Consider the following 21,760-nt stretch of genomic DNA (forward strand, 5'->3'; position numbering starts at 1 on the left):
ACGCAACGATGCAAACCTCTAGCGAACAATCATCCCAGCGCAGGGGTGCGCGGCGGGATCATGCGGCGCGAGCCGGTCGACTCGAATGCGGCCGCGAAGCTCAGCAGGTTGTTGTCGCTGTAGGCGCGGCCGGCGAAGGTCAGGCCCACCGGCATGCCGATGTCGGCCATCACGCCCATCGGCACGGTCACGGTCGGCACGCCCAGGTGGCGGATGGCGAGGTTGCCGTTGGCCACCCAGATCCCGTTGCTCCAGGCGATGTCCGCAGAGGCCGGGTTGACGTCGGCATCGGCCGGGCCCACGTCGGCCACGGTCGGGAACAGCACGGCGTCCAGGCCCAGGTTGTCCATCCAGTCTTCCAGGTCGAGCTTGCGGGTTTTCTCCAGGCCGCGCAGGCCGTCGGGCAGGGTTTCGATCTGGTCCCAGGTCTTCAGGCCGCGCTTGGCCATGTTGACGTACTCGTCCATGCCGGCAGCCAGGTCGTCCTCACGGTTGGGCAGGGTGCCCGGGTCGTGGGGGAAGATCTGCGGGCCATCGACGTCGGCCAGGCGGTTGAGCTTGGGGTCGTCGTTGGCGCGCAGGAAGTCGTCGAACGCCCAGCCCGACAGCTCCCACAGCTCGTCGTGGAGGAATTCCTTGGTGACGATGCCGCGGTTGTACACGGTGGGTGCGCCCGGGCGGTCGCCTTCGCAGTTGGATACCAGCGGGAAGTCCACTTCGATGACTTCGGCACCGGCCGCTTCCAGGGCCTGGCGGGCCTGCTGCCACAGGTCGATGACGGTGGCGCGGGTGTTGATGCGCTGGCCGGTCGGGCCGCCGATGCCAGGTTTTTCCGAAGTGCCGGCCTCAGGGTCGGCATTGATGTACATGCGCGGCACGCCGAAACGCTTGCCCTTGAGCGAGCTGGCATCGACCGCCAGGTCCAGGTAGGACGCCGGGCGCACCTTCGAGGCGGCCGGGATCGGCACCCACGGCTGCAGGCGCCACAGGTCGCCACGCGGGTCGGCGTCGTCGGCCACCACCACGTCGAGGATTTCCAGCAGGTCGGCCATGGTCCGGGCATACGGGACCACCACGTCCATGGTCGGCGTCAGCGGCCAGTTGCCGCGCACCGAGATCACCCCACGCGAAGGGGTGTAGGCGCACAGGCCGTTGTTCGAGGCAGGGCCACGGCCGCTGGACCAGGTTTCCTCGGCCAGGCCGAAGGCGCTGAAGCTGGCGGCGGTCGCGGTACCGGCGCCGTTGGAGGAGCCAGAGGCGAACGGCGCGGTCAGGTAGTTGGCGTTGTACGGGCTTTCGGCGCGGCCATACACGCCGCGCTGCATGCCGCCGTTGGCCATCGGCGGCATGTTGGTCTTGCCCAGGCACACGGCACCGGCGGCGCGCAGGCGCTCGATGGTGAAAGCGTCGCGCTGGGCCACCAGGTCCTTGAAGGCCGGGCTGCCGGAGGCGGCTGTCAGGCCCTTGACCAGGTAGCTGTCCTTGGCGGTGTAGGGGATGCCATCCAGTGGGCTCAGCAGCTGGCCCTTGGCGCGGCGGGCGTCGGAAGCCTCGGCTTCTTTCAACGCTTCTGGGTTGCGCACTACCACGGCGTTCAGGGCGGTGGCGGTATCGGCTCCATCGTAGGCGTCGATACGCGCCTGGTAGGCCTTGACCAGCTCGACCGCCGTCGTGCGGCCTGCTTCGAGCGCATCGCGCAGCTCGGCAATGGAAACCTCGGTTACCTCGATCATGCTTTCACCAAAAATTGTGCAGGTGGGGGCTTTTGCGAGGAGTGTACAAGAAGGTGCCAGGGGAGGGAGGTTTGCGCGGCAGAAATGGTTTTTTGCAAGGGGGCATTGTCGCCCCGGTGGCGGCGGGCTTGCCCGGCGAAAGGGCCGCGACGCGGCCCCGGTACGCTCAGTCCAGGTCCGCTGCGGCATGCCGCTCGGGCACCTGGGTGTCTTCATCGCCCCAGGTGCGGTTGACCCGCGTGCCGCGCTGCACGGCCGGCCGCTGGGCAATCTCTTCGGCCCAGCGCTGCACCTGCGGGTACTCGTGCACCGCCAGGAACTCCGCCGCGCCATACAGGTTGCCGCGCACCAGCTGGCCATACCAGGGCCACACGGCAATGTCGGCAATGCTGTATTCGTCGCCACCGAGGTAGCGGCTTTCGGCCAGGCGGCGTTCGAGCACATCCAGCTGGCGCTTGGCTTCCATGGTGAAGCGGTTGATGGCGTACTCGAACTTCTCCGGCGCATACACATAGAAGTGGCCGAAGCCGCCGCCCAGGTACGGTGCCGCGCCCATCTGCCAGAACAACCAGTTCAGGCTTTCGGTGCGTGCGGCAGGGCTCTTGGGCAGGAATGCACCGAACTTTTCGGCCAGGTACAGCAGGATCGAGCCGGACTCGAACACCCGCACCGGCGGTTCGACGCTGCGGTCGAGCAGGGCGGGGATCTTCGAGTTGGGGTTGACCTGGACGAAGCCGCTGGAGAACTGGTCGCCCTCACCGATGCGGATCAGCCAGGCATCGTACTCGGCGCCGGCGTGGCCAAGGGCGAGCAGCTCTTCGAGCAGGATGGTGACCTTCACGCCGTTGGGCGTGGCCAGTGAATACAGCTGCAAGGGGTGCTTGCCCACCGGCAAGTCCTTGTCGTGGGTGGGGCCTGCGATCGGGCGGTTGATGCTGGCGAACTGGCCGCCGGACGCCGCGTCGTTGCGCCAGACCTTGGGCGGGACATAGGGGGGCTTGCTCATGCACGAACTCCTTGAATGGCGTGATGCAGACACATACAGACGTTGACCTGCATCTATGCCATGGGTTCGTCGCCCAGCGCAAATGCATTGCGCGCATGGCGCGGATGCGCCGCCAACGCCATCAGAACGTCGGCGGGGTGATCACCCAGACCACCACGGCGTCCACCTCGCCGGGGTTGCCATAGCGGTGCGGCTCCTGGCTTGAGAAGCTGAAGCTGTCGCCTTCGCTGAGCTGGAAGTAGCGCTCGCCCACCCACAGCTCGAAACTGCCCGAGAGCAGGTAGCCGGCTTCTTCGCCTTCGTGGCTGTAGCTCTGCTGGCTGTAGGTGCCGGGTGGAAAGCGTGAATGCAGCATCTCCAGCTGGCGGTTGGGCTGGGGGGTGAGCAACTGGTCGACGATGCCGTCTTCGTAATGCACGCTCAGCCGGCTGTTGCGCCGCACCACATACCCCTGGTCTTCGGGCGCGGTGCTGGCTTCGCTGGCGAAGAACCACTGGATGGTCACGCCCAGGCTGCGGGCGATGTTGAACAGCGCCGGGATCGACGGGTACGACAGGTTGCGCTCGAGCTGGCTGATGTAGCCTGCGGTCAGTTCGCTCTGCGCCGCCAGCTCCGCCAGGGTCATGCCCCGGCGTTTGCGCAGGCCGCGAATGCGGGTGCCAAGAAACTGCGGCGCGGCGCCGCCGTCTTCGGCGGCGGGCGGGGTCTGGGGCTGCTGGCTCATGCGCGTCGGTCCATCGGGAAAGCGGCAGTATGGCCAGCCTCAGAGCGCCCAGGCAACTGTCAGGCCATCATGGATCGCCTCCTCGGCGGTGCGCGGCGCCAGGCAGTCGCCGATGCGCCGCACCTCGACCAGCCCGGCCAGTTCCTCGGCCAGGGTGTCTTGCGGCTGGTGGCCCAGGCACAGCACCAGGGTGTCGATGCCCTCGAAGATCATCGGTTCGCCGCTGGCGGTGTGCTGCAGGTAAACGGTGTTGTCGTCGCAGCCGTACAAGCGTGCATACGGGGTGATCGGGATGCCCAGGCGATGCAGCTCGCCGGCCAGCTGGTCGCGCACGTACAGCGGCAAGTTTTCCCCGCAATGGGTGCCATTGACCGCCAACTGCACCTGGTGGCCATCGCGGACCAGGCGTTCGGCGATGCCGGGGCCGACCCAGTCGCAGCGCCAGTCCAGCACCATGACCGAACGGCCTGGGGTCACTTCATTGCGCAGCACTTGCCAGGCATCCACCACCTGCAGTTCGCCGCTGCGTTCGAAGGCCGGCCAGTAGGGCGTCGCGCCGGTGGCGGCGATCACCAGGTCCGGGCGCTCACGTTCGACCAGGGCGCGATCGACCCGCGTATTACGTACCACGCATACACCCGCCAATTGCATTTCGCGCTGCAGGTTGGTGCTGGCGCCGCCGAACTCGGCGCGCCGGGGCAGCAGTTGCGCCAGCAGCACCTGGCCGCCGAGCTGCGCGTTGGCTTCATACAACGTGACGTCGTGCCCGCGCGCGGCCGCCACGGCAGCCGCCTTCATGCCGGCAGGGCCGCCGCCTGCCACCATGATGCGCTTGGGCGCGGTGGTGGGCTTGAGCGTGCCGTACTGCAGCTCGCGCCCCGTTTCCGGATGCTGGATGCAGGAGATCGGCAGGCCCCGGTGGAAGTGGCCGATGCAGGCCTGGTTGCAGGCGATGCAGGCGCGCACGTCCTCCACCTTGCCTTGCTCGGTCTTGCCCGGCATGTCCGGGTCGCAGATCAGTGCGCGGGTCATGCCGCAGACATCGGCCTGGCCACGGGCCAGGATCAGCTCCGCTTCCTGCGGCTGGTTGATGCGCCCGGTGACGAACAGCGGGATGTCCAGGCGCTGCTTGAAGGTACCGGCCTCGCGGGCCAGATACGCCGGCGCGATGGCCATCGGCGGCACGATGTGCACGGCGCCGCCGAGCGAGGCCGAGGTGCCGGCGACGATGTGCAGGTAGTCGAGCTGGCCTTGCAGGGCTTCGGCGGCGGCCAGCGATTCATCTTCGCTCAGGCCCTCGCTGTCGCGCTCGTCGGCACTGATGCGCAGGCCGACGATAAAGTTTTCGTCGGTGGCCGCGCGCACGGCCTGCAGCACTTCGCGCAAAAAGCGCAGGCGCTGTTCCAGGCCGCCGTTGTAGCCGTCGCTGCGCAGGTTGACCCGTGGGTTGAGGAACTGCGCCGGCAGGTAGCCATGGCTGGCCACCACTTCGACGCCATCCAGGCCGGCCTGGTAGAGGCGGCGGGCGGCATCGGCATAGCCCTGGACGATCTCGTCGATCATCGCCTGGTCCAGCGCCCGTGGCATCACCCGGAACCGTTCGTTGGGCACGGCCGAAGCCGAGTAGGCGACCGCCAGCAGGCCGTCGGCCGACTCCATGATCTCGCGCCCGGGGTGAAACAGCTGCGACAGCACCACCGTGCCATGGGCGTGGCACGCCTCGGCCAGGCGCCGATAACCGTCGATGCAGGCATCGTCGGTGGCCATCAGCACATGGGAGGTGTAGCGGGCGCTGTCGTGCACCCCGGCCACCTGCAGCACGATCAGCCCCACGCCGCCTGCGGCGCGGGCGCTCTGGTAGGCGATGAGCTTGTCGTTGACCAGGTTGTCGCTGGGCAGGCAGGTGTCGTGGCCGGTGGACATGATGCGGTTCTTCAGGCGCTTGCCACGGATCTGCAAGGGCTCGAACAGGTGAGCGAAGGCGGTCGACATGCGGTGCTGCTCCGGTGTTGTTCTTGTTTTGATCATGAAAGTGTAGCTTCAGTAAAAAATCAACTTGTTTTTTTACTGGCGCCCGACTAGGTTTTTCTCACCCACGCCAGTGGGCATGTCCTCACAACAACAAGAAAACGGGCCCTTCGGGCACCGGCAGGAGGCAATTCGATGCAGGCATTCCCTCGCAGTACCGGTTTATGTGCAGCGCTGTTGGCCGTCGGCCTTGGCAGCGCGCAAGCAGCGCCGCAGATGGTCGTGGTCGGCTATGGCGGCGCCGGTCAGAAAGCCCAGGATGTGGCGATCTTCCAGCCTTTCAGCGCCCAGGACGGCAGCCAGTTGATCCAGAGCGAATACAACGGCGAGATGGCGCGTATCCAGGTGATGGCCGATACCGGCAATGTCGACTGGGATGTGGTGCAGATCGAAGGGCCGGACCTGGCCCGGGGCTGCGACGAGGGCATCTACGAGCACCTCGACTGGCAGCGGCTGGGGCACGCCGCCGAACTGATACCCGATGCCGCCCAGGCCTGCGGCTCGGCGGCGCTGGTGTGGAGCGTGGCGATCGCCTACGACCGCAACAAGCTGGCTGCGGCGCCCGGCTCCTGGGCCGACTTCTGGGATGTGAAGAAGTACCCGGGCAAACGCGGCCTGCGCAAGCGCGCGGTGTACAACCTGGAATTCGCCCTGATGGCCGACGGCGTCAAGGTCGATGACGTGTACAAGGTGCTGTCGACCCCGGCGGGGGTGGATCGAGCCTTCGCCAAGCTCAGCGAACTCAAGCCCTACATCCAGTGGTGGGATGCCGGCGCGCAACCGGCCCAATGGCTGGCCGCCGGCGACGTGGTGATGACCTCGACCTACAGTGGCCGCATCGCCGTCGCTGCGCAGCAGGGCAGCCCGCTGGCCCTGGTGTGGCCGGGCAGTTTGTATGGCATGGATTACTGGGCCATCATCAAGGGCTCGAAACATGTCGACCAGGCCAAGCGGCTGATCAGCTATGCCAACCAGCCCGATACCCAGGTGCGCTATGTCGAGCAAATTCCCTATGGCCCGACCAACACCCAGGCGGCCGCCAAGCTTGACCCGGCACTGGCCAGCTGGGTGCCGACCTCGCCGCAGAACCTGCAGGGCGCCCTGGCCATGAACGTCGACTTCTGGGTCGACCATGGCGAGGAGCTGGAGCAGCGGTTCAATGCCTGGGCCAGTAAATGAGTGAAGGATGACCAACCATGAGCACTGCTGAACAATCGTTGCGCGAGCAATTGGCCGCCTGTTACCGGCTGATCGCTCACTTTCGCATGTCGGACCTCATCTTCACCCACATCTCGGTGCGCCTGCCGGGGCCGGAGCATCATTTCCTGATCAACCCCTACGGCCTTTTGTTCGACGAGATCACGGCATCCAGCCTGGTCAAGATCGACCTGCAGGGCAGGCCGGTGGAGCCGACCCCGCACCCGGTCAACCCGGCCGGCTTCGTCATCCACAGCGCCATCCACGGCGCCCGCGAGGACGCCCAGTGCGTGCTGCACACCCATACCCGTGCCGGCTGTGCGGTGGCGGCGCTGGAGTGCGGGTTGCTGGCGGTGAACCAGATTTCCATGGAGTTCTACGGCAAGGTGGCCTACCACGCCTACGAGGGCATCGCCCTGGACATGGACGAGCAGCAGCGGCTGGTGGCGGACCTGGGCGACAAGCCGGTGATGATCCTGCGCAACCACGGCCTGCTGACCACCGGGCGCAATGTGGCCGAGGCGTTCCTGCGCATGTACTACCTGGAGAAGGCCTGCGAGATCCAGCTGGCGGCGCAGAGTGCCGGGCAACTGGTGCTGCCGGCGGCAGAAGTGTGCGCGCACACCGAGCGGCAGTTCAACGAGCCGGCGCGGGGGCTCAAGCAAGGCGAGCTGACCGACCCGGATGCCCTGCAGCTGGCCTGGGCGGCGTTGCTGCGGATGCTCGACAGAACGGCGCCGGATTATCGCAACTGATTCCAACCTCTGGACCATGCAGCAAGGCCTGCTGCAGAACTTGTGGGAGCCGGCTTGCCGGCGATAGGGCCTGACTGTGCTGGCCTCATCGCCGGCAAGCCGGCTCCTACAGCGACTCTGGAAGCCCAGGGCTCAACGCAACTCAGGGACGATCATGCGGGCCGGGGCTTGGGCGGCGCGGTGCCGAGCCACCCAGTAATAGAGCAGGCTGGGCACCACCAGGCCGATCAGCCAGGACACATCCACGCCGCCCAGGTGCGCGACCATGGGGCCGGTGTACAGCTTGGTGTCGATGAATGGCATCTGCACCAGCACGCCTGCGGTGTACACGCTGATGCCGGGCCAGTTCCAGCGGCCGTAGCGGCCATCGGGATCGGCCAGCGCGGGCACGTCGTAGCGCTCCTTGGTGATGAAGTAGTAGTCCACCAGGTTGACCGCACTCCAGGGCACGAAGAACGTCAGCAGGAACAGGATGAACGACTTGAAGGCGCTGAGGAACGAGTGCTGGCCGAGCAGCGCCAGCAGGGTTGCGGCGCCGACGATCAGCAGCACGAACAGCAGGCGCTGGGTGCGGCTGATCGCAAGATTGCCCCGGAAACCGCTGATGATGGTGGCGATACACATGAAGCTGCCGTAGGAATTCAGCGTGGAAATGGTCACCTTGCCGAATGCGATGCTGAAATACAGCAGGGCCGCCGTAGTCCCCGCGCCGCCCAGGCCGACGATGTACGCCACCTCGCGGCCGGAAAATTCACCGCCAGCGATGGCGGCGGCGAATACCCCGAGGATCATCGAGGCCTGCGCGCCGATCACCGAACCCAGCCCGGCGGCGAGGAAGGTCTTGAGCGGCGAAGTGCTGCTGGGCAGGTAACGCGAATAGTCGGCGACGTAGGGGCCGAAGGCGATCTGCCAGGACGCCGCCAGCGACACCGCGAGCAGGAACGAGGCCCAGCTGAAGTGGCGGTTGTCGAGCAACTGGCCGATGTCGGTAATCAGCAGGATGCGGCTGAACAGGTAGACGAAGGCGATGATGCCGAGCACGCTGGCGATCCGCCCGATCCAGTGGATCACCCGGTAGCCGGCCAGGGTCGCAAGCACGATCACCGCGGCGAAGATCAGAATGCCGGTGCTGTCGCTGACGCTCAGCAACTGGCCGATGGCCTGGCCCGACAGCACCGTGCCAGTGGCGGTGAAGCCCAGGTACATCAGGCACACCAGCACCATCGGGATGGCCGCGCCATAGACCCCGAACTGCACCCGGCTGGAAATCATCTGCGGCAAGCCCAGGCGCGGGCCTTGGGCGGCGTGCAGGGCCATGACCGCGCCACCGATCAACTGCCCCAGCAGCAGGCCGATCAGCGACCAGAACACGTCGCCGCCCAGCACCACGGCCAGGGCGCCGGTGACGATGGCGGTTATCTGCAGGTTGGCGCCTAGCCACAGGGTGAATTGGCTGTACACCTTGCCATGGCGTTCGGCCTCGGGGATGTAGTCGATCGAACGCCGTTCGAGCACGGGTTTGCTGGACATTTGGGGCTCCGCTTCATTGTTTTTGTGTCGGGGAGGGGCCACGGGCGGCACGTCGCATGCGCGGCCTGGCTCTGATATGAGCATGTCTATACAAGTAGGGTCAAGTGAAGCTTGCGGGCCACGACAGCTGACTGTTACGCCAGGCTGGGCGGCAACTGTGCCGGTCTTTGGGCGGGCGATGGCCGTATGCTGTAACGAAATATGTCTAGAACGCTTGAATAAGGAAGTAGTCGCAATGCCACTGAAGGATTTGCTGATCGCCCTGGTGGTCATCGTCGCCTGGGGTATCAATTTCGTGGTCATCAAGGTCGGCCTCGATGGCCTGCCACCGATGCTGCTCGGGGCGTTGCGCTTTTTGCTGGTCGCCTTCCCGGCGGTGCTGCTGGTCAAGCGCCCGAAATTGCCGTGGCGCTGGTTGATCGCCTATGGCGCGACGATTTCGCTGGGCCAGTTCGCCTTCCTCTTCCAGGCCATGTACAGCGGCATGCCGCCGGGCCTGGCGTCGCTGGTGCTGCAGTCGCAGGCCTTCTTCACCCTGGGCTTCGCCGCGCTGTTTCTCGGCGAGCGGCTGCGCCTGGCCAGCGTGCTGGGCCTGCTGGTGGCCGCCAGCGGCCTGGCGCTGATCGGCAGCGAAGACGGCGGCCACGTGCCGATGGTGGCGCTGCTGCTGACCCTGTGCGCGGGGGCCATGTGGGGCATGGGCAACATCATCACCCGCCGCTTCGGGTCGGTGGACTTGGTGGCGCTGGTGATCTGGGGCGGGCTGATTCCGCCGCTGCCGTTCCTGGCGTTGTCCTGGTGGCTGGAGGGGCCGGCGCGTATCAGCCATGCCTTGCTCAACATCGGCTGGAGCTCGGTGCTGGCCCTGGCTTACCTCGCGTTCGTCGCTACCATGCTCGGCTACAGCCTGTGGAGCACCTTGCTGTCGCGCCACCCGGCGGGCAAGGTCGCGCCGTTCTCGCTGCTGGTGCCGGTGATCGGCCTGAGTTCTTCGGCGTGGTTGCTGGGGGAGCGGCTGACCGCGGTGCAGGGGTGGGGCGCGCTGCTGGTGATGCTGGGGTTGCTGGTCAATGTGTTCGGGCCCAAGCTCGGGCAGCGCTTGAGGGCTGCCAGCGCCCAGTGAGCAGGGCTTTGTTAGACTGGCGTCTTTGCCAGGCCAATGGAGCTCCCCATGATCATTTCCACCACCAGCCAGCTCGAAGGCCGCCCGATAGCCGAGTACCTCGGCGTGGTCAGTTCCGAATCGGTGCAGGGCATCAACTTCGTGCGCGATTTCTTCACACGCTTTCGCGACGTCTTCGGGGGCCGCTCGCAGACCCTGGAAAGCGCGCTGCGTGAGGCGCGCGAGCAGGCGACCGAAGAACTCAAGGCGCGGGCACGGCAGTTGCAGGCCGATGCCGTGGTGGGTGTCGACTTCGAAATCAGCATGCCGTCGGTGCAGGGCGGCATGGTCGTGGTATTTGCCACCGGCACCGCCGTGCGCCTGAAGTAGGCAAAGTGCCACTGGTCGGCTGGCGATTTGCTCGGCCGGGCAGTCTGCAAATGACCGGCTAGTCTCACTTTCACAGGCTGCGTTTTCCTAGGCAAACCCTGTTGTTGCCGGCGCAGTCGCCACTGTGGGAGACGGGGCATGAGCGAGTCCTTTTTCGAAGACATGAACGATGCGTTTCCGATCAACAGCCAGGTGCGCTGCGGCCAGTCGGCCTTCCGCCTGGGCTTCGCGCACATGACCCTGGACGATTCGGAACAACTGCAGCCGGCCCATCTGCAGCGCGCCAAGAAGGGCCGCTTCACGCCGAGGCTTCCGCCGAAAAAGTGACCCTGTTCACACAACCCCGCCCAGTGGCGGGGTTTTTCTTGTCGTTGCTTGACCCGGCTCATGGTAACGGCGGGTTGCGCTCGCCCGAGCCCGGCAGTTGTGGTTTTCTGGCGCGACATCTCAGGCAAGGAAGGAGTGAGGTTCCATGCGAGTCAGGGAAGAAACCTACTGGCAGTGGGCGGATGCGCAATTGCACAGCCGCTGCCACGATGAAGCGTTGAGCGATGGCACCACCCTCGATGTGCAGGTGCGCCTGTCGCGGGTGGGCGCCACGCAATTGTTCCTGGGGCTGTACGGCCAGGATGGCAGGGCGTTGCTGGAGGAGTACTACCCGTCACGCCCCGGCGAAACCATGACCCGGGCATTGGTGTGGGGTGTCGACCGCGCGCGGGCACTGGCCATCGGCGCCCTCGAAATGCCGCAGCGGCAGCGGCGCCGGGCATGAAAAAGCCCGGCCAGAAGGGCCGGGCTCAGGAAGTGGTGCAATCGCTCAGTTGAGCGGATCGATCACCTTGACTGCCTGCCGCTCACGGGCGGCGGGCCATTCTTGTTGCAGGGTCTGCAGCACGCGGCCGACGAACTCGGTGTCGGCGGCGGCCTTCTTGCCGACGTAGCCCTGGCCACGGCGGTAGACCTTGAAGCGGGCGCGCATGCTGGGCAGGTGCGCTTCGAATTCATCTTCGATGGTGTTCGGCGGCAGGCGGTCGAGGCGCACTTCGCCGGTTTGGCTGACCCACAGCAAGTGGTCGTCGAGGCTGTCTTTGCGCAAGGCGAACAGCTGGGCCAGTTGGTCGATCGTAGGATTGTTGTTCAAGTTCATCATAAAGCCCCCATTACCCATTGTTTGGTGATTTTCACAGTTGGCGCCACACCATGTAGCGCACTACCAAGGCTGCTACAGCAGCATCGCAACAGGGGCTTTCTCACGCTGCCTTTTGGACAGTTCCCTCTCCACGGACAACCTGCGTTACCGCGCAGGCCGTCTGGAACACCCTTGCCACCGCTCCCGATCGGGGAACGGCTTCATCATGCACAAGGGCGATGAACGGCGTCAACCGTTTTGTAGTGAATATTTTTAGTCACTACATATTGTTCGACAATCCACGTGCGCAGGCCGGTCACTGGCCAAGGTTGGCGAGAATTCGGTAGGCGGCGCGCACCCGCGCGTCGTTGGGGTAATTGCGGTTGGCGAGCAATATGATGGCCTTGCCTTCGCTTGGAATGAACGCGGCATAGGCGCCAAAACCATTGGTCGAACCGGTCTTGTTGTACCAGGCCTGGGTTGCGGCAGGCAGGGCCGGGTCGAGGCGCTGGGTGGCCTGGGGTTCGCGGATCAGCCGCGGGCTGTTGCCGTCGACCAGGGTGTCCAGCGACACCGGATAGGGGTAGCGCTCCCAGCCCAGCCCCTGGGTCATGGCGCCCACCTGGAAGTAGCCCGCCTGGGTGATGGCCAGTGCCTTGCGCAGCGCCTGGGGTAGCTCGGCCGGCTGCACCTGCAGGCGCACGTAGCGCAGCAGGTCGCGGGCGCTGGTCTTGATGCCGTAGGCCTCATCGGCAAAGGGGCCGGGGCTGACCCGCACGGGGCGGTTCTGGGCGTCGTAACCTTGGGCATACAGGCTCTGGGCCTTGGCCGGTACTTGCAGGTAGGTGTGCTGCAAGCCCATCTGCGGCAACAGGCCCTGGCTCATCAGCTCGGCGAACGGGCGCTTTTGCGCGCGCGCGGCGAGGTCGCCGAACAGGCCCAGGCTCGGGTTGGAGTAGCAGCGCTGGGTGCCGCGCGCGCTGCGCGGCTGCCAGTTGCGCAGGAAGGCCAGCGCCTGCTGGTCGGTCTGCACCTCGTCGGGGAACTGCAAGGGCAGGCAGTCGGCGCTGTAGGCGCCCAGTTCCAGCACGCTGGCTTCACCCAGCGCGGTGCCGGCCAGGGCCGGCTGGTAGCGCCGGGCCGGGGCCTGCAGGTCGAGCCTGCCTTCGGCGCTGGCCAGGGCGGCGAGGGTGGCGGTGTAGGTCTTGCTCAGCGAGCCGATCTCGAACAGCGTATCGGCGCTTACCGGTTCACCGCCGGCCTTGCTCGCCACGCCATAGCTGAAGTACTGCGCCTGGCCGTTGGCGAACACCGCCACCGCCATGCCGGCAATGTCGTGCTCCTTCATCAGCGGGGCGATCACAGCGTCCACCTGGGCCTTGAGTGAAACGCCGGCATGCGCGGTGGCGCTGCCCAGGGCGATGGCAGTGGCGGCAACGAGCGGGGCGAGGCGGGTGAGGGGCATGCAAGGGTCCTTTTCGGGATTGTGTCCGTTGAGCGACACCGGCGGGGGTTCCGGCGTTAGCAGGAAAAAACCGCAGACCTTATCGTGTGCCCCTGCACAACGACAAGACGGAAACGGTTATGAAGTATTTGCGCATGTTGTTCGACAACTTCACCCTGGCATTGCTCGGGGTGGTATTCCTCGCCACGGTGCTGCCCTGCTCGGGCGACGGTGCGGTCTACTTCGGCTGGTTGACCAACCTGGCCATCGGCCTGCTGTTCTTCCTGCATGGCGCCAAGCTGTCGCGCGAGGCGATCATTGCCGGCGCCGGGCACTGGCGTCTGCACCTGTTGGTATTCTCTTGCACCTTCGTCATGTTCCCGTTGCTGGGCATGGCCTTCAAGCCGCTGTTCGTGCCGCTGGTAGGCAACGAGCTGTACCTGGGCGTGCTGTACCTGTGCGCTTTGCCGGCCACCGTGCAGTCGGCCATCGCCTTCACTTCGCTGGCCCGCGGCAACGTGCCGGCCGCCATCTGCAGCGCGGCCGCCTCCAGCCTGCTGGGCATCTTCCTCACGCCGCTGCTGGTGATGATGTTGCTGGGCGCCAGTGGCGACACCGGCTCGGGCCTGGATGCGGTGCTGAAGATCACCCTGCAACTGCTGGTGCCGTTCGTGGCCGGGCAGATTGCTCGCCGCTGGATCGGGGCCTGGGTCAAGCGCAATGCCCGCTGGCTGAAACTGGTGGACCAGAGCTCGATCCTGCTGGTGGTGTACACCGCGTTCAGCGAGGCGGTGGTCACCGGGCTGTGGCACACCGTGTCGCCGCAGCACCTGGCAGGGCTGTTCGCCGTGTGCGGCATCCTGCTGGCGGTGGTGCTGTTCGGCACGCGCCTGCTGGGCAAGGTGCTGGGCTTCAACCTCGAAGACCGCATCACCATTCTTTTTGCCGGCTCCAAGAAGAGCCTGGCCACCGGGGTGCCCATGGCCCAGGTGCTGTTCGTGGGCAGCGGCATTGGGGCGATGATCCTGCCGTTGATGCTGTTCCACCAGATCCAGCTGATGGTGTGCGCGGTATTGGCCCAGCGCTATGCCAGCCGCGAAGAAGCGCCTGAACAAGCGGCGGCGTCTTCCTGAACCCAAGGCGCCTTCACGCCGGCCTCTGCACAGGGGCCGGCTAGCGCGCCTGGCCTGAGCTGCGTTCGCGCAATGCCTTGGCCACCTCGGCCTCGATCTTGTAGGCCGGCCCCTCCAGTGCCTGGTAGTCGCGCGTGTAGCGCCGGGCAAATTCCTCTACGCCCAGTTCCTGATACTGCTGCACATGCTTGAGCTCGTGGGCCCACAGCGCCACGTTGTCCTCGGCATCGCTGGCATGGCGGAAGATGATCGTGTCGATCAGCGTCACCGCGTTCACATCGGGGTTCTGCAGCATCGCGTTGGCGGCGCTGACCTGCTGCTCGTCGCCCACCCGGTAGCGCGCCGCGTCGAGCACGGCAAAGTCGTACCAGGGCTCGAGCTGGGCGCGGATGTGCAGAGGGATGGGTTGGCTGCCGCTGGCAGTGGCCTCATCGCGGGCCTGGCGCAGGGCGAAGGCCAGGCTGCTGGAGGCCATGACCTCGACGTCCTTGAGCACCTGGCCGGCCTGGCCCGGGTCGATCGGCGCGCAGAAGCACCCCATCAGGCATACCTGGTATTGCCCGGGCGGGCAGGTTTGTTCGGCCATCACCGGCACACTGGCCAGTATCAGCAGCAGCAGGCTAGCGGCTCTCATTCAAGGCCTTGTCGACGAAGGTTCGGCTGGCGTCCAGCACCTGGGCCTGCACGCTTTCGCTGACGAGCATGCGGCCGACCACCAGCGCACCGACACATTGGCTGATCAAGGCCCAGGCCAGGGTGTCGTCGCCCAGGGTTTCGCCCCAGGCCGCGTGCAGGCTCACCAGCCAATGCTCGGCCTGCTCGCGCACCGGCCGCTCGGCCCGGGCAATTTCCACGCCCAGGGGCGGTAAAGGGCAGCCGCCTTCGGCATTGTGCAGGTGCGCCATGCTCAGGTACTGCTGCAGGCAGCGTTCCAGGCGCTCGCGGCTGGCGCCTTTCTGGGCCAGGCGCGCCAGCGGGCTGTTGCCCAGCTCCTGGCGCACCACTTCGGTGAACAGGTCATCCTTGGACGGGAAGTGGTTGTAGAAGGCGCCGCCGGTCAGGCCGATGGCTTTCATCAGCCCGGCGACCCCGGTGCTGGCGAAACCGCCGCGCTTGGCCAGCGCACCGCTGCTGGCCAGCAGCTTGTCGCGGGTCTGTTGCTTGTGATCGCTGGAGTAGCGCATGGAAACCTCTGAGCGCTGGCTTGACGTTGGGGGCGATCATAACATAGCGTTCGTTTACTAAACGATCATTCACCCATGGAGACGCACGTGGCAGAACAACAAAAAGTGGTGCTGGTGATAGGTGCGGGAGACGCCACGGGCGGCGAAATTGCCAAGCGTTTCGCCCGCGAGGGCTACATTGCCTGCGTGACCCGGCGCCAGGCGCAAAAGCTGCAACCGCTGCTGGACGAGATCCGCGCGGCGGGCGGCCAGGCCCATGGGTTTGGCTCCGATGCACGCAAGGAAGAGGAGGTGGCCGAGCTGGTCGACACGATCGAGCGTGATATCGGGCCGATCGAAGCCTTTGTCTTCAACATCGGCGCCAACGTGCCCTGCAGCATCCTCGACGAAACCCCGCGCAAGTACTTCAAGATCTGGGAAATGGCGTGTTTCGCCGGCTTCCTCACTGCCCAGGCAGTGGCCCGGCGCATGGTCACCCGCGAGCGCGGCACGCTGCTGTTCACCGGAGCCACTGCCGGCACCCGCGGCGCGGCCGGGTTCGCGGCCTTCGCCGGGGCCAAGCACGGCTTGCGCGCCCTGGCCCAGAGCATGGCGCGGGAGTTGGGGCCGCGGAACATCCATGTCGCCCACGTGGTGGTGGACGGCGCCATCGACACGGCGTTCATCCGCGACACCTTCCCTGAGCGCTACGCCCTCAAGGATCAGGATGGCATCCTCGACCCCGCGCACATCGCCGACAGCTATTGGTTCCTGCACGCCCAGCCGCGCGACGCCTGGACCTTCGAACTCGACCTGCGCCCGTGGATGGAGCGCTGGTAAGCCCCGACTTTTCAAGGAGAGTGCCGCATGAGCAAGACCGTCGAGTTCTTCTTCGACCTGGGCAGCCCCGCCAGCTACCTGGCCTGGACCCAACTGCCCGGCCTGTGCGCCCGGCAGGGCGCAACGCTGAGCTACCGGCCGATGCTGCTGGGCGGGGTGTTCCAGGCCACCGGCAATGCATCGCCGGCGATGATCCCGGCCAAGGGCCGCTACATGTTCACCGACCTCGGTCGTTATGCCGCGCGCTATGGCGTGCCGTTCGGGCTGCCGCCGGGGTTTCCGCTCAACACCTTGGCGCTGATGCGCGGCGTGATGGGCACGCAGATGCACGCACCCGCGCGCTTCGAGGCGCTGCTGGCGGCGCTGTTCAATGGGCTATGGGCGCAGCGGCGCAACCTGGGGGAAGCTGGCGTGCTGGACGAGATACTGCGCCAGGCCGGTTTCGACCCGGCGCAGTTCCACGCCCTGGCGGCAGACCCTGAAGTGAAGGCCGCGCTCAAGCAGGCGACCGAAGAGGCTGTGGCGCGCGGGGTGTTCGGCGCGCCGACCTGCTTTGTCGAGGGGCAGATGTATTTTGGCCAGGACCGCCTGGACTTCGTCGAACAGGCGCTGGGTCAGCCGGCGCGCAGCTAGCGCTACCGGCAGCCGGGTATCAGAAATTGGCCGGGGTGTTGGCGCTGATGATTTCGGCCTCATCCTGGCCGATGTTCTTGAAGCTGTGGGGCAGGGTGGTGGGGATGTAGTAGCCATCGCCGGAGTTGAGGATGCTCACCTGGCCATCGACCCACAGCTCCACGGTACCGCGGGTGACCAGGCCACATTCTTCGCCTTCGGCATGCACGATCGGCTCGCCCGAGTCGGCGCCCGGGGCATACAGCTCGCGCAGCATGCGCATCTGGCGCGCCTCGACACTGGCACCGACCAGCAGCATGCGCAGGCCATTGCGGCCCAGGTCCGGCTGTTCACCGGCGCGGAATACGAAACGTTCTTCGCGTACCGGTTCGTCGAAGCTGAAGAACTCCGCCAGGGTCATGGGGATACCTTCGAGCAGCTTCTTCAGGGAACTGACCGACGGGCTGACGCGGTTCTGCTCGATCTGCGAGATCGTCGAGTTGGTCAGCCCGCTGCGGCGGGCCAGCTCCCGCTGGGAGAGGTTGTTGCGTTCACGCACCAGTTTGAGTCGTGTCCCCGTGTCCATAGCCGCCTTGTAATTAGAGGTGTTAAAAATAATGGGCGACGCATTAAAACACACTCTGCACGCTTGCGCGCTGTGCTTCTCAAGCCCGCTGATCGCGCGGCATCGGCCATAGCCCGACCAGCAGCAACAGCAGCGCCACGGCCAGGAACGGCAGGCGCGGGTCGACGGCATACACCAGCGTCCCGGCCAGCGGCCCGATCACCGCGCCCATGCCTTGCGCGGCGCCAATGGAGCCTGCGGTCGAGCCCTGTTCCGAGGCCTTCATGGCATTGGCCGCCAGTGCCGAGAACGACGGGAAGACGAAACCCATGCCCGCCGCCGCCACGAAGTAGCAGCTCCACAGCCATGGCGCGCTGGTGGCCAGCGCACCCGCCGCAAAACCCAGCGCCGAGACGCTGGCGCCGACCCGGATCATCTTCAGCGGTGGCCACTGCAACTGGCGCAGGATGACCTGGGACAGGATCAGCGCCACGCCGACGGTGGTCAGCGCAATGCCTGCGGTTTGCGCAGCCTCTGCCGGCCCGAGGTGCAAGCGGTCGAGGGCGAAGAAGCCGACGATGATCTGCGAAACGGTGACGCTGAGCATCGCGCTGAAGGCCACCAGCAGCGGCCGGCGCAGGCGTGGGTCGTTCAACCGCACCGGGCTCGGCGCATGGCTGTGGGCCAGGGGCTGTGGCTTGAGCTTGAACAGCAGCACCAGAAACGCCGTGGCCGGCAGCAGCGACATCACATGGAACGGCAGGCTCAGGCTGTGCTCGGCCAGCAACGCGGCCAGCGCCGGCCCCAGCACCAGGCCGACGGCGCTGGCCGCGCCCAGCGAGGCCATGGCGCGGGCCCGGCGCTGGGGTTCGACATGGTCGGCGATCAGGGCGTTGCAGGCCACCGGGATGGCGGCGTAGAAGGCGCCGATGGCGCCACGGGCGAGCATCAGGCCGACAAAGGCCAGGGTCGCGCCCGGCAGCCAGTGCAAGGCGCCTTCGATGAACAGGCACAGCACCCAGTAGGCCAGGGTAAAGCCGGCACTGCCCAGCAGCAGGATGCGCCGCCGGCCCAGGCGGTCGGCGGCACGGCCCCAGGGGCGGGCCAGCAGCACCCAGACCACCCCGGCCACGGTCACTGCCGCGCCGGCTTGCCAGGTGGCCATGCCGAGCAGGCGGGCGATCGGCCCGATCAGCGCGACGAAGGCCATCATCGACATGGTGCAGGCCATGGTCACCAGCAACAGCGGGCGCAAGTCCAGGGTGCTGGCGGGAACGAAGGTGGCAGTATCCTTTGCGGCATTCATTGAGGCATTCCAGGGCAGGTCGAGGGGCAAGAGTAATGAGAATGCTTGCCGGGTGTCGAGCCTGCCTGGGCAGCCTGCCATCATTCGCTGCGGCGCAACGGGCCTGGCCACATGCTGCGCAACACGCCATCTCGACGCACCAGGGCATGCATCAGCGCAGCGCCCAGGTGCACCACGACGGTGGCGAACAGCAGGTAGCCGGCCCAGCCGTGAGCCTGGCGCAGTACCGCATACAGCTGCAGGTCGTGCGGGGCGATGGCCGGCAGCTGCAAGGGGCGCGGATAGCCGCCGGCCGAGAGCATGGCCCAGCCCAGCAGGGGCATGGCCAGCATCAGGGCATAGAGCAGCACGTGCGAGGCGCCCGCTGCCCAGCGTTGCAGGGGCGGCAGGTCGCGGGGCAGGGCAGGATGGGGCAGGGCCAGGCGCAGGCCGATGCGCAGCAGCACCAGCACCAGCAGCGCCAGGCCGGTGGCCTTGTGCAGCTCGACCAGCAGCGGGTGGCGCGGCGACAGGTCGGCGACCATGCTCACGCCGATGAACAGCATCGCAATGATCAGGATCGCCATCAGCCAATGCAGCAACCGGTGCAGCGGGTGGAAGGCTTGCGGGTTCATGGCTTGGCTCCTGTGCCGAGCGATTCGCGGCTGCGGCGGTTGAACGATTCCGAATAGGCGGCCGAGCGGGCGGCGAGGATCGGGTCGGCGGACGCTTCGATGCCACGGGGCAGGATCAGCGGGTCGAAATTCAGGTCGCGGCAGGCGCCTTGCTCCGGGCCATCAACCTGTTCGACCACCAAGGTGCCGGCGTCGACGCTGCGCCGCTCGGCGGGCCAGGGTTTGGCCGGGTCGTCCACGGCATCACCGGGCTCGGCCAGTACCAGGCGCAAGGTCCAGCGCAGCGGGCCCTGGGCCAGGCGTTGCTGCAGGTCGTGTTGCAGGAACTGCTTGTCGTCGACCTGGCCAGGCAGCGGCGAGAACGGTGTTTGCGGCTCCAGTTGCCAGCGCACCGGGTGGGCCGTGCCACTGCCATCGATCAGGCGAAAGGCGTTGATGCTGTGGTACTGGGTGCTGGCGAAGCTGTCGCTGGGCTTGTAGCTGGCGGCCCACTGGCGGAAGGCGGCGCTTTCCGGGTGGGCGGCGAAAAATGCCTGCATCTTCGCCGGGTCCGGTTTGCCGGTGCCGGGCACCGGGGCCCCAGCCAGTACCTGCTCGTAGAAGCCTTGCGGGTTGCTGACGGCAAGCACCGGTGGGTTGTTCATGCCGGTGCGCCAGATTTGCCCGTCGTCGGTGCTCAGCTGGATCGCCAGGCTGCGCACCGGTATGCCGGTGTCCGGGGCGAACGGGTTGGCGCCGCCGATGGCGAAGCGGCCGATCACCGGCACCCGGGCCTGGCTGAAGGCGCGCGCGGTCGACAGGCTGGCAGCCTGCCCACTGGGCTGGAAGTAGCCGCTGATGCACAAGCCCTTGGCGTGGTTCTTGCGATAGCCCGCGTAGTGCCCGGCCTGGGCCTCGAAGGTGTCGATGATGCGTTGCGGCGTGAGCCGTGGCCCGCCGACCCAGCCGGCGGCGTAGGCAAAGCCTGCCCCCAGGGCCAGCATCACGGCGCCGATGCCCGCCAGGCGCAAGGCCTTGGCGGGCCCGTGCAAAGGTGCGTTCATGGTGATCGTCCGGTTCAGTGAAGGTGGCAGTACGACGGGGCAGGGAAAAACTTATTCCATCGCCTGGAATAAATTTTGTCGCCAGGCGTCTGCCCCCTACACTGACAACCCCAAGGGCCGGTAACCTGCCATGCACGACCTGGACGAACAGCAATGGCGCGAGCTGCTGCAGCGGCTGCGCCGCTTTGCCCTGTGGCTGACCCGCGAGCCCGGCAGCGCCGACGACCTGGTCCAGGCCACTGTCGAGCGCGCCTTGAGCCGGGGTGGCCAGCAGCGCGAGGCAGAGGCGTTGCGCGCCTGGTTGTTCACCATCCTTTATCGGTTGTTTCTCGACAGCAAACGGCGTGAGCGCCTGCATGCCCGCTGGTTGTCCTGGTTCGGCCGCGCCGAGCAGGAAGAGCAGGCACTGGGCGGCAATATCGAGAACATCGTCCTGGCCCAGGCTGACCTGCAGGCCTTCGCCCGCTTGTCGACCGAACAGCGGGCCCTGCTGTTGCTGGTCAGTGTCGAGGGGCTGAGCTACAAGGAGGCCGCCGCGGCCCTGAACATACCCATTGGCACGGTGATGTCGCGCCTGTCCCGCGCCCGTGCCGCCCTGCGTGACTTGACCGAAGGCAACCCCCAGCCGCCGGCCTTGCGGAGATTGAAATGACACGCCTGATCCCCAGCGAAGATGAACTGCACGCCTATGTCGACGAGCGCCTGGCGCCGGCGCGGCGTGCCGAGGTGCAGGCCTGGCTGGCAGCCAACCCGCAGCAGGCTGCAAGAATCGACGCCTGGCGCAGCGATGCCCGGCGGCTGCGTGCGGCCTTGGCGGGGTTTGGCGAGCAGCCGGGGGGCACGCAGCTTGACCTTGCGCAGGTGCAGCGGCGCTTGCGCCAACGCCGCCAGCGGCGCCTGGCCTCGGCAGCGGTTCTGCTGTTGGCGCTTGGCGTAGGTGGCATGGGCGGCTGGCAGGCGCGGCAGGTGACGTTGGCGGGCAGCGAGCTGCCCATGGCCGATGCCGTGCAGGCCCATCGCTTGTTCGCCGGCAGCGAGGCGCTGGATATCCAGGCCAGCGACCCGACCCAGTTGCGTGAATGGCTTGGCAGGCATTTCAACCGCGTGGGGCAGTTGCCGGACCTTGCCGGCTACGGCTTCCAGCCTGTCGGCGCGCGCTTGTTGAGCAATGAACAGGGGGCGGCGGCGTTGCTGGTGTTCCAGGACCGCAATGGGCAACGCATCAGCCTGTTCCTGCGCTCGCCAGGCGATCGTTACCAGCGCATGCCGGATGGGCAGCGGGTCGATGGGCAACTGGAGGCGCGGTACTGGTCGCATGGGGCGTACAACTTTGCCCTGGTCAGTGCGGCCGACGATGTGCGTGGGGCGGGGGTAGGGGAGGTATTGCGGTTGGGGTTGTAAGGCGTTTAAGCGAAGTGGCCTGGCGGAGTTTTTTCAGTGTTGCGA

General features: G+C 66.5%; 24 protein-coding genes. 11 read left to right on the forward strand and 13 right to left on the reverse strand.

All coding sequences use genetic code 11. The features are described from left to right. Window positions 1-29: 29 nt before the first annotated feature. From ACIPG5_RS25090 to ACIPG5_RS25105, 4 genes are all read right to left on the reverse strand, one after another. The gene (locus tag ACIPG5_RS25090) at window positions 30-1,733 is read right to left on the reverse strand and encodes an amidase (RefSeq protein ID WP_401378718.1); all 1,704 of its coding nucleotides are present in this window, start codon (window positions 1,731-1,733) and stop codon (window positions 30-32) included. Between the two features lie 166 nt (window positions 1,734-1,899). Next, window positions 1,900-2,739 carry a glutathione-dependent disulfide-bond oxidoreductase gene (gene yghU / locus ACIPG5_RS25095; protein ID WP_176515820.1) on the reverse strand — a complete coding sequence of 280 codons (840 nt, stop codon included), beginning with the start codon at window positions 2,737-2,739 and terminating at the stop codon, window positions 1,900-1,902. 121 nt (window positions 2,740-2,860) lie between these two features. Then, on the reverse strand, window positions 2,861-3,463 hold the full coding sequence (locus tag ACIPG5_RS25100; RefSeq protein ID WP_236236489.1) for a cupin domain-containing protein: 603 nt from the start codon (window positions 3,461-3,463) through the stop codon (window positions 2,861-2,863). Window positions 3,464-3,502: 39 nt separating this feature from the next. Continuing rightward, window positions 3,503-5,455 carry an FAD-dependent oxidoreductase gene (locus tag ACIPG5_RS25105; protein WP_401378721.1) on the reverse strand — a complete coding sequence of 651 codons (1,953 nt, stop codon included), beginning with the start codon at window positions 5,453-5,455 and terminating at the stop codon, window positions 3,503-3,505. A 171-nt stretch (window positions 5,456-5,626) separates the two neighbouring features. Between ACIPG5_RS25105 and ACIPG5_RS25110 the strand changes: the two genes are divergently transcribed. Both ACIPG5_RS25110 and ACIPG5_RS25115 read left to right on the forward strand, forming a co-directional pair. After that, a complete protein-coding gene (locus ACIPG5_RS25110; RefSeq protein ID WP_314616960.1) occupies window positions 5,627-6,670 on the forward strand; it encodes an ABC transporter substrate-binding protein in 1,044 nt (347 codons plus the stop codon). A gap of 17 nt (window positions 6,671-6,687) precedes the next feature. After that, window positions 6,688-7,443, forward strand: coding sequence for a class II aldolase/adducin family protein (locus tag ACIPG5_RS25115; protein ID WP_176515828.1), 756 nt, complete (start codon window positions 6,688-6,690; stop codon window positions 7,441-7,443). A gap of 132 nt (window positions 7,444-7,575) precedes the next feature. Here the strand turns inward: ACIPG5_RS25115 and ACIPG5_RS25120 are convergent, their stop codons facing one another. Then, window positions 7,576-8,973, reverse strand: coding sequence for a purine-cytosine permease family protein (locus ACIPG5_RS25120; RefSeq protein WP_401378723.1), 1,398 nt, complete (start codon window positions 8,971-8,973; stop codon window positions 7,576-7,578). 235 nt (window positions 8,974-9,208) lie between these two features. On the opposite strand from ACIPG5_RS25120, the gene ACIPG5_RS25125 reads away from it, so the two are divergent. The 4 genes from ACIPG5_RS25125 (at window position 9,209) to ACIPG5_RS25140 (ending at window position 11,237) form a co-directional block, all read left to right on the forward strand. Continuing rightward, window positions 9,209-10,096, forward strand: a complete 888-nt coding sequence (locus ACIPG5_RS25125; RefSeq protein ID WP_176515832.1) for an EamA family transporter — start codon at window positions 9,209-9,211, stop codon at window positions 10,094-10,096. Between the two features lie 48 nt (window positions 10,097-10,144). Further along, a complete protein-coding gene (locus ACIPG5_RS25130) occupies window positions 10,145-10,465 on the forward strand; it encodes a YbjQ family protein (protein WP_027916804.1) in 321 nt (106 codons plus the stop codon). Between the two features lie 138 nt (window positions 10,466-10,603). Further along, window positions 10,604-10,792 carry a hypothetical protein gene (locus ACIPG5_RS25135; protein ID WP_176515834.1) on the forward strand — a complete coding sequence of 63 codons (189 nt, stop codon included), beginning with the start codon at window positions 10,604-10,606 and terminating at the stop codon, window positions 10,790-10,792. 145 nt (window positions 10,793-10,937) lie between these two features. Further along, entirely contained in the window at window positions 10,938-11,237 is a 300-nt protein-coding gene (locus tag ACIPG5_RS25140) for a hypothetical protein (RefSeq protein WP_176515836.1), read from the forward strand. 45 nt (window positions 11,238-11,282) lie between these two features. Here ACIPG5_RS25140 and ACIPG5_RS25145 read toward each other — a convergent pair whose 3' ends face one another. Both ACIPG5_RS25145 and ampC read right to left on the reverse strand, forming a co-directional pair. Continuing rightward, entirely contained in the window at window positions 11,283-11,615 is a 333-nt protein-coding gene (locus ACIPG5_RS25145; RefSeq protein ID WP_176515838.1) for a hypothetical protein, read from the reverse strand. A gap of 295 nt (window positions 11,616-11,910) precedes the next feature. Further along, entirely contained in the window at window positions 11,911-13,059 is a 1,149-nt protein-coding gene (gene ampC / locus ACIPG5_RS25150) for a class C beta-lactamase (RefSeq protein ID WP_176515840.1), read from the reverse strand. Between the two features lie 119 nt (window positions 13,060-13,178). Between ampC and ACIPG5_RS25155 the strand changes: the two genes are divergently transcribed. After that, entirely contained in the window at window positions 13,179-14,171 is a 993-nt protein-coding gene (locus ACIPG5_RS25155) for a bile acid:sodium symporter family protein (RefSeq protein WP_236236484.1), read from the forward strand. A 40-nt stretch (window positions 14,172-14,211) separates the two neighbouring features. On the opposite strand, the gene ACIPG5_RS25160 is transcribed toward ACIPG5_RS25155, so the two are convergent. Continuing rightward, window positions 14,212-14,805, reverse strand: a complete 594-nt coding sequence (locus tag ACIPG5_RS25160; RefSeq protein ID WP_401378727.1) for a DUF4157 domain-containing protein — start codon at window positions 14,803-14,805, stop codon at window positions 14,212-14,214. After that, window positions 14,792-15,355 (reverse strand): TetR/AcrR family transcriptional regulator, encoded by a 564-nt coding sequence (locus ACIPG5_RS25165; protein ID WP_401378729.1) that lies wholly within the window; start codon window positions 15,353-15,355, stop codon window positions 14,792-14,794. Before ACIPG5_RS25165 ends, ACIPG5_RS25160 begins: the two co-directional genes overlap by 14 nt. An 87-nt stretch (window positions 15,356-15,442) precedes the next feature. Between ACIPG5_RS25165 and ACIPG5_RS25170 the strand changes: the two genes are divergently transcribed. Together ACIPG5_RS25170 and ACIPG5_RS25175 are read left to right on the forward strand one after the other, a co-directional pair. Next, window positions 15,443-16,174 carry an SDR family oxidoreductase gene (locus ACIPG5_RS25170; RefSeq protein ID WP_176515847.1) on the forward strand — a complete coding sequence of 244 codons (732 nt, stop codon included), beginning with the start codon at window positions 15,443-15,445 and terminating at the stop codon, window positions 16,172-16,174. Between the two features lie 27 nt (window positions 16,175-16,201). Further along, on the forward strand, window positions 16,202-16,807 hold the full coding sequence (locus tag ACIPG5_RS25175; protein WP_286911862.1) for a 2-hydroxychromene-2-carboxylate isomerase: 606 nt from the start codon (window positions 16,202-16,204) through the stop codon (window positions 16,805-16,807). 19 nt (window positions 16,808-16,826) lie between these two features. Here the strand turns inward: ACIPG5_RS25175 and ACIPG5_RS25180 are convergent, their stop codons facing one another. The 4 genes from ACIPG5_RS25180 to ACIPG5_RS25195 all read right to left on the reverse strand — a co-directional run bounded on the left by ACIPG5_RS25180 (window position 16,827) and on the right by ACIPG5_RS25195 (window position 20,320). Continuing rightward, the gene (locus ACIPG5_RS25180; RefSeq protein WP_176515851.1) at window positions 16,827-17,372 is read right to left on the reverse strand and encodes a cupin domain-containing protein; all 546 of its coding nucleotides are present in this window, start codon (window positions 17,370-17,372) and stop codon (window positions 16,827-16,829) included. A gap of 79 nt (window positions 17,373-17,451) precedes the next feature. Next, window positions 17,452-18,657, reverse strand: a complete 1,206-nt coding sequence (locus tag ACIPG5_RS25185; RefSeq protein ID WP_401378731.1) for an MFS transporter — start codon at window positions 18,655-18,657, stop codon at window positions 17,452-17,454. 80 nt (window positions 18,658-18,737) lie between these two features. Continuing rightward, on the reverse strand, window positions 18,738-19,271 hold the full coding sequence (locus tag ACIPG5_RS25190) for a cytochrome b (protein WP_176515855.1): 534 nt from the start codon (window positions 19,269-19,271) through the stop codon (window positions 18,738-18,740). Further along, window positions 19,268-20,320: a catalase family peroxidase gene (locus ACIPG5_RS25195; RefSeq protein ID WP_176515861.1), complete on the reverse strand. Its 1,053-nt coding sequence runs from the start codon at window positions 20,318-20,320 to the stop codon at window positions 19,268-19,270. The genes ACIPG5_RS25190 and ACIPG5_RS25195 overlap by 4 nt, the downstream gene beginning before the upstream one ends. Before the next feature lie 124 nt (window positions 20,321-20,444). Between ACIPG5_RS25195 and ACIPG5_RS25200 the strand changes: the two genes are divergently transcribed. Together ACIPG5_RS25200 and ACIPG5_RS25205 are read left to right on the forward strand one after the other, a co-directional pair. Next, window positions 20,445-20,966, forward strand: coding sequence for a sigma-70 family RNA polymerase sigma factor (locus ACIPG5_RS25200; protein ID WP_236236477.1), 522 nt, complete (start codon window positions 20,445-20,447; stop codon window positions 20,964-20,966). Beyond that, the gene (locus ACIPG5_RS25205; RefSeq protein WP_401378733.1) at window positions 20,963-21,715 is read left to right on the forward strand and encodes an anti-sigma factor family protein; all 753 of its coding nucleotides are present in this window, start codon (window positions 20,963-20,965) and stop codon (window positions 21,713-21,715) included. The genes ACIPG5_RS25200 and ACIPG5_RS25205 overlap by 4 nt, the downstream gene beginning before the upstream one ends. Window positions 21,716-21,760 lie beyond the last annotated feature (45 nt).

It is taken from the genome of Pseudomonas sp. NPDC087029, assembly GCF_044745345.1.
GTDB classification, from domain to species: Bacteria; Pseudomonadota; Gammaproteobacteria; order Pseudomonadales; family Pseudomonadaceae; genus Aquipseudomonas; species Aquipseudomonas faucium.

Bases quoted from the DNA above. Each gene is read 5' to 3' on its own strand.
- ACIPG5_RS25090 (WP_401378718.1), bottom strand. From the start codon at position 1,733: ATGATCGAGGTAACCGAGGTTTCCATTGCCGAGCTGCGCGATGCGCTC.
- yghU (WP_176515820.1), bottom strand. From the start codon at position 2,739: ATGAGCAAGCCCCCCTATGTCCCGCCCAAGGTCTGGCGCAACGACGCG.
- ACIPG5_RS25100 (WP_236236489.1), bottom strand. From the start codon at position 3,463: ATGAGCCAGCAGCCCCAGACCCCGCCCGCCGCCGAAGACGGCGGCGCC.
- ACIPG5_RS25105 (WP_401378721.1), bottom strand. From the start codon at position 5,455: ATGTCGACCGCCTTCGCTCACCTGTTCGAGCCCTTGCAGATCCGTGGC.
- ACIPG5_RS25110 (WP_314616960.1), top strand. From the start codon at position 5,627: ATGCAGGCATTCCCTCGCAGTACCGGTTTATGTGCAGCGCTGTTGGCC.
- ACIPG5_RS25115 (WP_176515828.1), top strand. From the start codon at position 6,688: ATGAGCACTGCTGAACAATCGTTGCGCGAGCAATTGGCCGCCTGTTAC.
- ACIPG5_RS25120 (WP_401378723.1), bottom strand. From the start codon at position 8,973: ATGTCCAGCAAACCCGTGCTCGAACGGCGTTCGATCGACTACATCCCC.
- ACIPG5_RS25125 (WP_176515832.1), top strand. From the start codon at position 9,209: ATGCCACTGAAGGATTTGCTGATCGCCCTGGTGGTCATCGTCGCCTGG.
- ACIPG5_RS25130 (WP_027916804.1), top strand. From the start codon at position 10,145: ATGATCATTTCCACCACCAGCCAGCTCGAAGGCCGCCCGATAGCCGAG.
- ACIPG5_RS25135 (WP_176515834.1), top strand. From the start codon at position 10,604: ATGAGCGAGTCCTTTTTCGAAGACATGAACGATGCGTTTCCGATCAAC.
- ACIPG5_RS25140 (WP_176515836.1), top strand. From the start codon at position 10,938: ATGCGAGTCAGGGAAGAAACCTACTGGCAGTGGGCGGATGCGCAATTG.
- ACIPG5_RS25145 (WP_176515838.1), bottom strand. From the start codon at position 11,615: ATGATGAACTTGAACAACAATCCTACGATCGACCAACTGGCCCAGCTG.
- ampC (WP_176515840.1), bottom strand. From the start codon at position 13,059: ATGCCCCTCACCCGCCTCGCCCCGCTCGTTGCCGCCACTGCCATCGCC.
- ACIPG5_RS25155 (WP_236236484.1), top strand. From the start codon at position 13,179: ATGAAGTATTTGCGCATGTTGTTCGACAACTTCACCCTGGCATTGCTC.
- ACIPG5_RS25160 (WP_401378727.1), bottom strand. From the start codon at position 14,805: ATGAGAGCCGCTAGCCTGCTGCTGCTGATACTGGCCAGTGTGCCGGTG.
- ACIPG5_RS25165 (WP_401378729.1), bottom strand. From the start codon at position 15,355: ATGCGCTACTCCAGCGATCACAAGCAACAGACCCGCGACAAGCTGCTG.
- ACIPG5_RS25175 (WP_286911862.1), top strand. From the start codon at position 16,202: ATGAGCAAGACCGTCGAGTTCTTCTTCGACCTGGGCAGCCCCGCCAGC.
- ACIPG5_RS25180 (WP_176515851.1), bottom strand. From the start codon at position 17,372: ATGGACACGGGGACACGACTCAAACTGGTGCGTGAACGCAACAACCTC.
- ACIPG5_RS25185 (WP_401378731.1), bottom strand. From the start codon at position 18,657: ATGAATGCCGCAAAGGATACTGCCACCTTCGTTCCCGCCAGCACCCTG.
- ACIPG5_RS25190 (WP_176515855.1), bottom strand. From the start codon at position 19,271: ATGAACCCGCAAGCCTTCCACCCGCTGCACCGGTTGCTGCATTGGCTG.
- ACIPG5_RS25200 (WP_236236477.1), top strand. From the start codon at position 20,445: ATGCACGACCTGGACGAACAGCAATGGCGCGAGCTGCTGCAGCGGCTG.
- ACIPG5_RS25205 (WP_401378733.1), top strand. From the start codon at position 20,963: ATGACACGCCTGATCCCCAGCGAAGATGAACTGCACGCCTATGTCGAC.